The 12,361-nt window shown below is 56.7% G+C and carries 12 protein-coding genes; 1 reads left to right on the top strand and 11 read right to left on the bottom strand.

The annotated features are described in order from the left end of the window. Positions 1 to 149: 149 nt before the first annotated feature. The 11 genes from N3G78_07565 to N3G78_07615 form a co-directional block, all read right to left on the bottom strand. On the bottom strand, positions 150 to 695 hold the full coding sequence (locus N3G78_07565) for an archaemetzincin family Zn-dependent metalloprotease (GenBank protein ID MCX8117768.1): 546 nt from the start codon (positions 693 to 695) through the stop codon (positions 150 to 152). A gap of 11 nt (positions 696 to 706) precedes the next feature. Further along, the gene (locus tag N3G78_07570) at positions 707 to 2,053 is read right to left on the bottom strand and encodes a sigma-54 dependent transcriptional regulator (protein MCX8117769.1); all 1,347 of its coding nucleotides are present in this window, start codon (positions 2,051 to 2,053) and stop codon (positions 707 to 709) included. Between the two features lie 13 nt (positions 2,054 to 2,066). Next, a complete protein-coding gene (locus N3G78_07575) occupies positions 2,067 to 3,755 on the bottom strand; it encodes an ATP-binding protein (protein MCX8117770.1) in 1,689 nt (562 codons plus the stop codon). Between the two features lie 193 nt (positions 3,756 to 3,948). Beyond that, positions 3,949 to 4,737 (bottom strand): glycine cleavage system protein H, encoded by a 789-nt coding sequence (locus tag N3G78_07580; GenBank protein ID MCX8117771.1) that lies wholly within the window; start codon positions 4,735 to 4,737, stop codon positions 3,949 to 3,951. Positions 4,738 to 4,835: 98 nt separating this feature from the next. Then, on the bottom strand, positions 4,836 to 5,534 hold the full coding sequence (locus N3G78_07585) for a glycine cleavage system protein H (GenBank protein MCX8117772.1): 699 nt from the start codon (positions 5,532 to 5,534) through the stop codon (positions 4,836 to 4,838). Continuing rightward, the gene (gene nrfD, locus N3G78_07590; protein ID MCX8117773.1) at positions 5,513 to 6,805 is read right to left on the bottom strand and encodes a polysulfide reductase NrfD; all 1,293 of its coding nucleotides are present in this window, start codon (positions 6,803 to 6,805) and stop codon (positions 5,513 to 5,515) included. The genes N3G78_07585 and nrfD overlap by 22 nt, the downstream gene beginning before the upstream one ends. Continuing rightward, complete coding sequence (locus N3G78_07595; GenBank protein MCX8117774.1) at positions 6,802 to 7,707, bottom strand: 4Fe-4S dicluster domain-containing protein; 906 nt, start codon at positions 7,705 to 7,707, stop codon at positions 6,802 to 6,804. The genes nrfD and N3G78_07595 overlap by 4 nt, the downstream gene beginning before the upstream one ends. A 135-nt stretch (positions 7,708 to 7,842) precedes the next feature. Beyond that, on the bottom strand, positions 7,843 to 8,541 hold the full coding sequence (locus N3G78_07600) for a glycine cleavage system protein H (protein ID MCX8117775.1): 699 nt from the start codon (positions 8,539 to 8,541) through the stop codon (positions 7,843 to 7,845). Positions 8,542 to 8,567: 26 nt separating this feature from the next. Further along, positions 8,568 to 8,699 (bottom strand): hypothetical protein, encoded by a 132-nt coding sequence (locus N3G78_07605; GenBank protein ID MCX8117776.1) that lies wholly within the window; start codon positions 8,697 to 8,699, stop codon positions 8,568 to 8,570. A gap of 300 nt (positions 8,700 to 8,999) precedes the next feature. After that, a complete protein-coding gene (locus tag N3G78_07610; protein MCX8117777.1) occupies positions 9,000 to 9,794 on the bottom strand; it encodes a sugar phosphate isomerase/epimerase in 795 nt (264 codons plus the stop codon). A gap of 194 nt (positions 9,795 to 9,988) precedes the next feature. After that, positions 9,989 to 11,974 carry a cation:proton antiporter gene (locus N3G78_07615; protein ID MCX8117778.1) on the bottom strand — a complete coding sequence of 662 codons (1,986 nt, stop codon included), beginning with the start codon at positions 11,972 to 11,974 and terminating at the stop codon, positions 9,989 to 9,991. A gap of 147 nt (positions 11,975 to 12,121) precedes the next feature. On the opposite strand from N3G78_07615, the gene tatB reads away from it, so the two are divergent. Beyond that, positions 12,122 to 12,361 (top strand): Sec-independent protein translocase protein TatB (gene tatB / locus N3G78_07620; protein MCX8117779.1); only part of this gene is annotated, 240 nt, incomplete at its 3' end.

Below are 12,361 nucleotides of genomic sequence, written 5' to 3' on the forward strand. Positions count from 1 at the left end.
ACGATATACCACCCGTAGAAGAAACGATCGTTTTTAAAACGTTTCTTTATCTCCGGTTTCATTGTGTCTCTACATGGGCGAGGCAAGGATAAAATCTTATCTGAAGATTCGCAAGGAGAGCCTGGCCGGTCAAGATACGCCAGGAAGCCTTAGAGATCCCTTTCGGCCTTCCACTGGAGGATCTGCCGCTGGCAGGACCGGCAGAAGCGTTCCGATTTCTGGTCGATGTCTTCCACGTAGGTCGAGGTGTTCATCACACACCTCAGGTTGAAACAGTGGATGAGACCGAAGGTATGTCCCAGTTCGTGGACGCTCTCTTTGAAGAGCCGGCTCTGCAGGAGGGAGAGGTCTTCCGGAAGGCCGTAGAAGGGGTTGTGGAGGCGATGGGCGGAGACGATCGACCCGATCCCGTTGAGCTGGGCCTCGCCGAAGAGAAAGGTGAAGATGGGGATGAAGAGGTCCAGTTCGGTCACGCCCAAGATCCTCAAGGTCTCCGGAGGAGGATCCTGGATGAGCTGCAGAAGCAGGCCGCTCGAGTTATACTGGTTCCGCGAGGGGTCGTAGACCGAGGAGAGTTCGAAGGATTTGTGACGGATTCGGGTCTCGATGTTGAAGGTGTCGAAGAGGTCTTCCCGGAGGAAGAAGAGTAAGGTTTCATCGACCTTGCCGATGGGGACGATGTCAATATAGGGCATGAAGGGATCGGCTACTTCTGCAAGTGATATTTCTTGATCTTGTTGTAAAGGGTCACCCGGTCGATCTTCAGGATCTCGGCCGACTTCGTGATATTCCAACCGGTCCGCTCCAGGACCCTCTGGATGTGAACCTTCTCCATCTCCTCCAGGGATTCCGCCTCGGGAAGAACCGGCCGGCTCAGGTGAGGAAGGAAGATGTCCTCCTTCTCGATCCGCTCCTTCTTGCCCACCACCACCAAAGCCCTCTCGATGCAGTTTCTCAGCTCCCGGATGTTGCCTGGCCAGTCGTATTCGGTCAGGATCTTCATGGCCTCCGGTGAGATCTCAGTCACCTTCTTGTTCATCGACTGGGCATACTTTTTGAGAAAGTAGTGGGCGAGAAGGGGGATGTCCATCGCCCGTTCCCGCAGAGGCGGGATGTGGATGGAGAAGACGTTCAATCGGTAGTAGAGATCCTCCCGAAACGTCTTCTCTTCCACCGCCTTTTCAAGATCGGTATTGGTGGCCGCGATCACGCGGAAGTCGACGTGGATGACCTTGTTGCTTCCGAGAGGGGTGAACTGTTTCGTCTCGATGACCCGCAAGAGATCCATCTGCATCTTGAGGGGGATGTTCCCGATCTCGTCGAAGAAGATGGTCCCTCCGTTGGCCATCTCCAGCTTCCCCTTCCGTTTATACTGGGCGCCGGTGAAGGCGCCTTTCTCATGGCCGAAGAGCTCGCTCTCCAGAAGCCCTTCGGTCAGAGCCCCACAATTGATGGAGATGATGGGGAAATATCGCCGGTTGCTCTTGCTGTGGATCGCCTGGGCGACCAGCTCCTTTCCCGTCCCGCTCTCCCCCCGGATCAGGACCGTGGCATCGGTCTGGGCCACCACGTCGATCATCTCCAAGATCTTCTTGATCTGCGGACTCTCGCCGACGATCTCGTCCTGAAGGGAGAGCTCCTCGACCTTCTGCTTCAGCTGGAGGTTTTCGGCCACAAGCCTCCTCTGATTGATCGCATTTCGAATCAGGATCGAAAGCTTGTCGGGATCGACGGGCTTGGAGATGTAATCAAAGGCCCCGTCCTTCATCGCCTCCACGGCCGTATCGACCGTGGCGTAGGCGGTGATGATGATCACGGCGATCGTCTTGTCGATCCTCTTGATGTGTTTGTGAAGTTCGATCCCGTCCATCCCGGGCATCTTGATGTCGAGCAGGACGATGTCCCAGGGGGCCTCCTGGAGCTTCTTCAAGGCCTCGGTCGCATCGGCGGCCGTGTCGACCCGGTAGCCTTCGACCTGGAACCAGTTGTAGAGGGAGTCCCTGACCGAAAACTCATCATCCACGATCAAGATGCCGATGTTCTGGTTCTCCATCCCTCCGCTCCTTTTATTTGATATAGGCGCTGAGCCCCGCCCCTTCTTGATCGATCGCCTGGTTGGACCTGGAAGGCCGGCGGGTCAGGTAGATCCGAAAGGTGGTCCCCTCGTTCAGTTTCGACTCCACCTCGATCTTTCCCTCGTGCTGTTGGACGATCCGGTAGACGACCGCCAGGCCCAACCCGGTCGATTCTTTCGTCGAGAAGAAGGGCTCGAAGATGTTGGGAAGGATATCCGGGGGGATCCCGCAGCCCGTATCCGAGACCGTCACCCGCACCTGCTCCGGGCTGTAGCCGGGCTCCGTCTTGACCGTCAACCGGCCGCCCTTGGACATCGCCTCGATGGCGTTCATGAAGAGGGCGACGAAGACGTGCTGGATCCCGCTGGCATCGCAGTAGAGGGTGTCATCCCCCTCCCCGAACTCCGTGACGAGCTCCAACTCCTTCATCTCCATGTTGTGCCTCACCAGGGCGATCCCGATCTGGAGGATCTTATGGAGGCTCTCCTCCGTCCATTTCCCGAAGTCCTTCTTGGCGAAGACCAGGAGGTTCTTGACGATCTCGCCACAGCGTTTGGTCTCGTCCTTGATCACGGTGAGGTAACGGACCAGAGAGTCGTTCTGGGGAGACGAGGCGGGGTTCTGGAGGAGCTTGAGGCAGAGGCTCGCATAGGTGAGGATGCCCGACAGGGGGTTGTTGATCTCATGGGCGACCACGGCCGACAATTTCCCGAGAGAGGCGATCTTCTCCATCAGGACGATGTTGGCCTGGATCTTCTTCAGCTCCTCCGTCTTCTCCTCCACCTTCTTCTCGAGGGTGGAGGCCCACTCCTGGTTGGCCTCGTTGGCCGCCTTCAGCTGTCGGATCATCCGGTTGAAGGATCGGGCCAGCTCTCCCATCTCGTCATTGGAGTCGAAGTCGATGACGTAGTCGAGGTTCAGGTTGGCCACCTCCCGGGTGCCTCTGGAGAGCTTCCGGATGGGGTGGTGGACCAGGCGGATGATGAACCCGGCAAAGAGCAGGGCCGTCACCACCACCATGATGGTCGAGAAGAGGAGCATCTGCCGTTTGGTCCGGGCGTTCTCTTCGTCGACCGCCTTCAAGGAGAGCTTCACATCGAGCAGCCCGAGAAGCTTGTCCTTGGGCGAGTGGTCATGACACTCGGTCGTGTTGTAACAGGAGGGCTCGTTCTCGATGGGGTTGATGAGGCCCAAGACCCGATAGCCTTTCGGAGAGGTGAAGATCCGGATCCGATTCTGCGTGGAAAGGGTGACCGGAGGAGGGACCTTGTCGTGGCAGACGATGCACTGTTCGGCCTTGATGTCCACCGTGGTTCCGACTTCGTAGAGGTTGTCGGAAAAGGCGATCACCCCCGGCTTATTGTAGATCCGGATGCCCTCCACCCCCTCCTCTGCCCCGATGGCGGTGATGATGTTATAGAGGTGGTCCCGATCGTTCTTGAGCATGCTGTATCGGGTCGAACGTTTGATCAGGTCGCTGGCCTGGATGGCATGGTTGATGACGCTCTCGTTGAGATGTTTTGTGTAGGAGGTGATGTTGAAATACATGATCCCGGCAAAGGAGATCATCAGGAGGATGGCCAGCAGGAAGTAGAGCTTGAAGCTCACGCTCCGGAAGCTCAAGCTCCGGAGGAGGGGCAAAAAGGTTCTGGTCAGCCACTCTTTGATTCGACTCCTCATCCTATCCCTTTCTTGGGAAGTCGGCCCAGGATCGAAGTTCCCGAAGCCTTGACCGATCCTCCTCCTTTTTACCACATTCTCGGACACCCATCAATGGAGAGACAAAGGCCTCCTCGATGGGTGAAACGAAAAAAGAGAGGGGAGTGGAGGAAAGGATGGGAGGATCGGTCTTTCAGCGGGAGATTCGTCGAGGTCATCTCTCCAGGGGAGATCGTTCTCCTTTTCGTAAAAAGGTGTCGATCAACAGGCAGTATCGCTCGGGGTCGAGGGCCTGCTTGATCTCTCTCAGGCTGATCCGGCCGTCCTGCAGGGTCTTGCCCAATGGGTCCGGCCTGGAGGGACTTTCCGAAAGGATCTCCGTTTTAAAGCGCTCCCATTCCCTTCGACACCAGGCGTGGGCCGCTTCGCCGTAAAGGAAGTTCCTCTGTTCCCGTTGGAGGTTCTTCGGCTTCAACGTGAGCAGATAGCCCTCTCCGAGAGGTTTCTGGCGGACCAGGTCGGGATGGTCTTTCAACCTCGGGTTGACCCCGAGGAGGGAACCGCTGATCGGAGAACGGACGTGGAGAATGCCCTCTTCCTGGACGATCGAACAGAGGGGTTCGCCCTGGTGGCATCGTCGGTGGACGAGGGAAAACAGGACGGCCTTCACCTCTCCCATGAGCTCGGCCAAAAAGTGGTCGATCCCCACTCGGACCTCCCTCTCGCTTTCGACCTTCACCCATGTATGGCCGGGATGGTAGAAGAGGGAGGGTTTGACTTGGAGGAAAGGGTCCGGAGGCCTCGGGGAGGCGGCCTCCTCGAGGGCGGGGGTGGGAGAGAGGTTTCGGAGCTCCCGATCCAGGGGACACTTGTCGCACTCGAGGTTATATTTGCAGAGCTTATAGGTGAGGAGGCCCGCGGTCATCCAGACGCACTTCAATTCGTTCTTCCCGATGAGCGAATAACCCTCGATGTTCCGGGATGAATCGATCTTCTTCTCCATTTCCCTTCCCCCTGAGGGCCTTGGGTTGACCTTTCGGTTCCTCTGGAGAGCCTATCTCCTCTCCTCCGCGAAAGGTCAACCGTGCGGACCGACCCCTCTTACGAAGCCTCACCGACGAGGAAGCAATCCTTGACAATCTCGTCCCAATGTTCGGGATCGAGGCTTCGGGCCATCCCATCGACCAGCTCGCCACCGTCTTGATAGAGGAGGCCGAGGTTGTAATTCATTCTCGACATGAGGTTCTCCCGAACCTCTTCCATCCACTTCTGGGCGAGCGACCCGGAAAGGAGCTGCCTCTTGTTGACCGAAAATCGGGGGGCCTCCACCTTCAACAACCAGTTTTCGTAAGGGTCCTTCCGGAGCTTCTCGGGCGAGCGGATCACCTCTTCATTGACCGCCACCACCTTTCCCTCGACGGGAGAGAGCATCTCGATCGCCTTGGAGTCGACCTCAAGGGTCCAGGCCTTGTCTCCCTGATGGACCGTGGAGCCTACGGCGGGGATCCGGATCGCATCGATCTTTCCGACGAGCTTTTGAGCGAAATCGTCCAGCCCCACCTTCACCACATGCCCCCCTTCCAGCGCGGCCCAGCTATGGCCAGGATGGAAATAGACCCTCTCCGGAACCCTGAACCATTCGCCGATCGCCGCCACCCTCTCCGTCGCCGCCTCGAGGACCGCCCTGGCCGGTTTATTCAGAAGCTTCCAGAAGGGGATGAAGAGGAGGAGAAATCCGATGACCAGCAGGTATTCGAGAGATTTCGTTGCAAAAAGGTCTACATAGCTGAAGCCTTCCATTGGGGAACCTCCTTTCTGATCAATGTCGCCTTTTCTTGACCTTTCTCTTCATGGACCCAGGCGGGCGATTTTCTTAAGACCGGCATCCGGTTGACCACCCACCTGAAGACCCACATCTCCGCGCAGATGATCGAGAGCGTGACCATCACTTCCATCCAAGAGGGCAGATATCTTTCGCTCAGCGGGATCCACCATTTGTAGGCGATGATGCAGATATTGAACCGATTGATGAGGATCCCGACCATGGTCAGGATGGCCGCGGCTCGAATCGTGGCCACGCTGAAGTGCCGCGCCCCGTGGAGGAAGAGAGCGCAGGGCACCAGGACGAAACCGATGATCTCGGTCAGGTACCAGTAACCCATCGGGGTGGCCACCAGGCCCCATTGCTTTCCGTGGAGGAATTCCACGAGCTTGATGAAGAAGTAGACGAAGAGGACGACCGCGCACACCTTTCCAAGACCGATCACGATGTCGTCATGGGTCGCCCGGTGCTCGTGGTCCATCTGGTGGTGAAAGACGCGATGGCTGATCGTCCCCTCGAAGATGACCATGGAGAGCCCGGCAAAGATGCTCGACACCACGAAGAGGACATGGATGTAATCCGAGTACCAGAGGGGATGGATATTATGCTTGGCCAGCAGAAAGATCCCTCCGATCCCGGCCTGATGTCCGGTCGAAAGCATGATCCCGAAGATGACCGCCCCCAGCGTGAGCCCTCCCAAGACCTTCCTTACCCTCTTGAGGCCTAACCATTCGGCCGCGATCGGCGAAAACTCGAGAAAGAGGGCCACGGTGTAGAGGAAGAAATGCCAAGCCACCATGAAGAGGACCGAACTGACCCCGTACTTGTTCCCGATGATATAGTTCAGGGCGTTCCAGGGCCGCCCGAGGTCCAGAAGCAAGGCGCTCGAGTAGAAGACATAGGCCAGAAACCCGTTGAGGATGGTGGCCCGGATGATGGGGTGGTACTTCTCCGCCCCCAGGATGTAGTAGACAAAGGTGAGCGTATAGGCCCCACCTGCAAAGGCGATCCCGATCATCACATCGAAGGCGATCCACAACCCCCACGGAAACTCCTGGGAGAGGTTGGTCGTGGCGCCCAATCCCATCGTGAACCGCATCAGGATGATGACCGCGCCGATGAGCATGATGGGAGCCGTGATCATATTGAAGGGGGTGAAGATGTTCCCCTTCGGTTTCATTTCGCTCCAGACGAAGCGAACGATCTCTTTGAAGCCTCTTGTTTCCTCCACAGCAGGCAGAGCCCTCATCGTTTCCCTCCTTCGATCGCTTTGACCTTCTTCTCCCGCCGGGTCGCATGGTAGATTCCCAATAAGAACGGGGGAATGAGGATATCGACCAGGACGATATTCCAGAAGAACCCCTTCGTATATTCCGGATAGGCCTTGGTCCCCAAGTTCGTCCGGAAGCCGATCTGGTCAAAAGGGACCTTAGCGAGATAGAGATAGCCCGTGCCGCCGACCTCATGCTCTCCGTAAATATGGGGATAATATTTCCCTTCCTTCTCCCCATAGATCCGGCGTTTGGCCTCCTCCACCAATCCCCTCCGGGTGCCGAAGGTGAGGGCCTCTTCCGGGCAGCTTTCCACGCAGGCGGGCTTCTCTCCCTTGCTGAGCCGCTCCCAGCAGAGCGTGCACTTCAGGATTCGGGGGGTGGGGCTATGGTACTCGAACTTCGGCATGTCAAAGGGGCAGGCGATCATGCAGTAGCGGCAACCCATGCAGTTGGTCGCCCACGTGACCGGCCCCTCCTTCTTCTTTTCGAAGGCCTTGACCAGACAGGCCGACACACAACCCGGTTGATTGCAGTGCATGCACTGGGTCTTGACGAAGACCTCTCCCTTCTCGGTCTCGAAACGATTGACCACGGTCCATTGTTCCAGGGTCGTCTTCCGCCTCCTGTCGAAGACCGAGGAGTCGCTGATGTCCGGGACAGGAAGATGGTTGGCTTCGGCACAGCCCGCCTCACAGGAACGGCAACCCACACACCGGGTGGTATCGACGAGAATCCCAAGAAATTCTTTCGAAGAGGCGGGCCCTGGGGCCTTCGCCTTCTGGGAGGCCAGAAGGTTTCCGCCGGCCAGAGTGGCCATGCCCCCTCCGACGATGCCCGCACCCAAGATCTTTAAAAAGCTCCTTCGATCGATGGCCATGGATTCCTCCTTTAAGGCTCTCCTTAACGTTGGGTTCCCATCACCCTCCTGTGGGTGAGGGCTTGGACCCCGAGAAAACCTGCGATCGTCAATGCGATGAAGATGGGTACCATCTCGGTCACTCTCCTTTCACGGTCATTCCGGAGTCGTGTGGAACAGCTCGGTCACCAGGATCTTCCAGAGCCTGTCCTCGAGGATGCCCCCGGCTCCCCTGACGAGCTCGCCACCGTCTCCATAGACCACTCCTAACGATTGATGGCTCAAGGAGGATCGGAACTTGTTTTTCAGCCGATCGAAATGGATCTCGAATTGGAAGGCGTCCATCAGTTCCGGAAGTTCCTCGCTGAAGGCCTTCGGTCTGATCTTCAAGATCCACCCCTTCTCGTAAGGGGAGAGATTCAGCAGGGATGGGTCTTTCACCACTTTCTCGTTGACCGCTACGACGGTCCCGCCCAGAGGGGCCAGTTGTTTCAATTGCCGCTTTCCCTTACGGAGCTTCCAGGCGACCTCGCCCTGTTTCAATTGGCTGCCGACGGGAGGGACCTCGATCCCTTCGATGTCTCCCATGACTTGCTGGGTGAAATCGTCAAGACCCACCTTGACCTCGTTCCCCTCGCCGGGTTTGGCCCAGGCGTGTCCCTTGTGAAAATAGACGTCCTTGGGGAACTGGAGCGCGCCTTCAAAGGCAGGGACGGCCGCAACAGGCCCAAGCCTCATCACCGGTTCTCTCCTCACCACCCTTCTCGAGGCCTCCTTTTCGAGGACCCTTCGGCGGATAATGTTCCCGATGACGATTGCACCGATGAATGTCATGACGACGAAGATGAATACCATTTTCTCCCTCCTTTCTTAATCTGGCCTCAGGCCCTCATGCCTTCTGGCACCATCGCTTTTGGAGAAATGACCATCCACTCCTTCTCAACCGAAGGTTGGACGATGGCCTTTGCCACGATTGCTACCAAGAATGTCAGGGCAACTAAGAGAACGACCATCTTTCTCACCTCTCTTTCTTCAGTTTTCACTTATCGAATTATCAAAAACCTGGCCAGGTTTGAAATTCGCGGGCCAAAAATTAAAACTCATTGTAATTACAGAAGGTTATAATTTCTTGGGGAATGGTCTCAAAGGGAGGTGTTTAGAGAGGGCTTCTTCTTAGCGCTGAATTTTTCAACAGCTCAAAACCCTACAAATCAGCTAAACGCTTAAAATTTAAACATTTATTAATGTTGAAAAATTTTACAAAAGGGTGTTGAATTAATCAACGCTTGACCAACCTTTTTAAAGGGATCTGGCTATGGCTGGCCAGAAGGGATGAACTCCTGGAGGGCTTTAAGGCTCCTCCAGAGGTGGGCCTCCTCGTGGGGCTCAATCGTGTGGATGGGCTTAAGTCTTAACCTCGAAAAGAGACTGAAGAGTTCGTTAAAGTTGAATTTACCTTCTCCGATGGGGAGGTGTTCGTCCATCTCGCCGTGATTGTCATGGAGGTGGACCTCTATGAGATACTCCCCTAAGGCCTTCATCCACAAAGAGACCGGCACGTTGCTGAAGACCTGATGATGGCCTGTATCGAAGCAGAACCGGAAGTGAGGCGATGAGATCTCTCTTAAAAGCCTTAAAAGGGGCTCAGGACTCTCCTCATAGACGTTTTCGAGGGCGATCATGAGCCCCCTTTCGGTCACCTCCTCCACCAGGGGTCTCCAAGTCTGGAGGCTGCCCTGGAGCCAGAGGTTCACATCGCCGTCGAATTTCCACCTTTCGTATCCAGGGTGAAAGACGATGGTCTTCGGTTTAAAAAGATCGGCCACCTCGATCGTGCTTGAGAAGCGGTCGATCGTCACCTCCCTGACCTTACGATCCACCCCTCCGGGGCTCAAATCCATAAAAGGCCCGTGGAGGGTGACCTCGATCCCATGTTGGCGTAGGGTTTGAGCCAGATCCCTCGCCTCCTCCCTCCGGTAACTGTCCAGCTCGTCGGCACTGAAGTAGATTTCGGGAAAGAATCGGTGCTGGAGGACGAAATCGACCCTCTGGAGGAGCATCGAATATGGAATGTTGATCTGAACCGGGACCATGCGTTCTTCTCCCATCGACCCTTTTCTCATCCCTCCCCCTCTACCCATAGGGAATCGTCACAGAAGTCGAACCTTTAAAGACCAAAGGGTGAGCTCGATGGAGACGATTCAGGCACTATCGACTGTGGTCAGGAAGGGTGGAGGGAAGATCCTCTCTTTTAACGGGATTTCAGTTTTTATAACATCCCCCTCTTTTCCCCGCAACCGGCTTAAGGGGGTGTCTCGATCAACTCGATGGCCTTCAGGACCTTCTCGCGTTCTCCGATGAGGTAGACGACATCCCCGGCTTTGAAGAGAAAGTCCGGCTCCGGGCTGGGCAGGACCTCGCCGTTTCGCCTGACCGCGATGACCGTGGCCCCGGTCCGGGAGCGGATCTTCAGATCCCGGATGGAGCGTCCCACCGCAGGGGTCCCATCGCCAATCAGGTAGGATTCGGTCTCGATGTCGGTGATCAGTTCGCATTTCTCGGGAAGGCTCCTCACCGGAAGCTCCACCCGCCTCAGGGTCTCGTAGCTCCTACTCCGGATCCTCTCGATCTGTTCGTTGATGAGGTTTCTCGGAACCTGATAGCGATGGAGGACCTTGGCGAAGATCTCGATCGAGGTCTCGAACTCCTCCGGGATGACCTCGTTGGCCCCGAGCTGAAGGAGGTCCTCCACCTCAGCGATGTAACGGGTCCGGACGATGATATAGATCCTGGGGTTCTCCTTTCGGGCCAACTGGACGATCCTGCGGGTGGAGGCGGGATCGGAGATGACAACGACCAGCATCCGGGCGGTGGCCAGGCCCAGTTTATGGAGGATCTCCGGGCTCGTCCCGTCTCCGTAAAAGATCGGCTCCCCCTTTTTTCTCATCTCCCGGACGGTCTCGTTATTGAGGTCGAGCACCACATAGGGGATGGAGGTCTCCCGGAGGACCTCCGCCACATTTCTTCCGTTGAGCCCAAAGCCGATGATGATGACGTGGTCCTTTCTGCCCGGAAGGTGCATCTCCTTTTCCGCCCGCCTCCTCATCCGGTCCAACCGGTGGAGAAGCCTTTTGGAGCTCACATAGGCGGAGAGGGTGGGCGAGGCCTGGATGAGAAAGGGGGTGAGGATCATCGTCATGACCGAAGTGGAAAGGAAAATCTGGTAGTGGCTTTCGGAGAGCAGCCCTGCGGACTTTCCCGCCACGGCGAGGACAAAGGAGAACTCCCCGATCTGGGCCAGATGGATCCCCGTCTGAAGGGAGATGCGGACGGGATGGCCCATCAGATGGACCGATAAGAAACCTGTGAAGGTTTTGAGTAGGAGGATGAGGACCACACAGAGGAGGATGGAGAGGATATGTTCCCGGAGAAAGAGGAGGTTCATCAACATCCCGATGGAGATGAAGAAGAGGCCGTTGAAGCTCTCCTTGAAAGGCAGGATGTCCGAAATGGCCTGGTAGGCATACTCCGATTCCGAGATGATCAACCCGGCTAAGAAGGCCCCGAGCGCAAGGGAGAGGCCGAGCCAGGAGGTCAGGAGGGCTGTCCCGAGACAGAGGAGGATGATGGTGATGACGAAGAGCTCCCGGCTCCGGGTATGGACGATCTGATGGAGGAGATGGGGGACGAGCGAGCGGGCCCCGAAGATGACGAGGAAGATGATGGCCGCCGATTTGAAGAGCATCCAGAGGAGTTCGAGGGGATTTCCTCCTCCGCCGGAGAGGATGGGGATGAGGAGCATCAAGGGAACGACGCAGAGGTCCTGAAAGATGAGGATGGCGATGGAGAGTCTTCCGTGAGGGGTGTCGATCTCTCCCCGGTCGAAGAGCATCTTCATCACGATCGCGGTGCTCGAAAGGGCGACGAGAAATCCGGCGAAGAGCGAACTGTTCCACCTCTCCAAGAAGGGATAGGAGAGGGCGGCGGTGAGGAGGAAGGTCAGCAGGACCTGGGAGAGGCCCCCTCCTAACACGGCCGAGCGGATCCGCTTGAGGTTCTTCAGCGAAATCTCCAGCCCGATGGTGAAGAGGAGGAGGATCACCCCGATTTCGGCAAGAAGCTCGACCTCTCGGATATCTCGAACCAGCCCAAACCCGTGGGGGCCGAGGAGGACCCCGGCGGCCAGAAAACCCACGATGGAAGGGACCCTCACCCTGTGAAGGAGGTAGATGACCGAGGCAGAGACGCCGAAGATGATGACCAGGGTTTTTAAGAAACCGAGCTCCATGGCTCTCCTTGGCATTATTATAACTGAAACGAAAGGGATTTCGAATCGGAATAGGGGCCTTTGAGGGCGGTCGATCTCGCCCTTCTTTTTGACCCTTCCATTGAAAAGGGAGGAGGAACTGTGATATAAACCTCTTGAGGTGAATCGATGTTCAATATAGGGCTTCCTGAGCTTCTGATCATCGGGGCGATCGCCCTGATCGTCTTTGGGCCGAATAAACTGCCGGAGCTTGCCAGGGCCTTCGGCAGGGCGATGCGGGAATTCAAGAAGGCCACCGACGAGGTGAGGGAGAGCTTCGAGGCGGAGACCAGGGATTTAGAGGAGATCAAGAGGACGATCGCGGATGAGAACCTCCTGGGGGATCTGAGCCGGGAATTATCGAGCCTC

The sequence above is a fragment of the Thermodesulfobacteriota bacterium genome (genome assembly GCA_026415035.1).
GTDB lineage: Bacteria > Desulfobacterota > BSN033 > BSN033 > UBA1163 > RBG-16-49-23.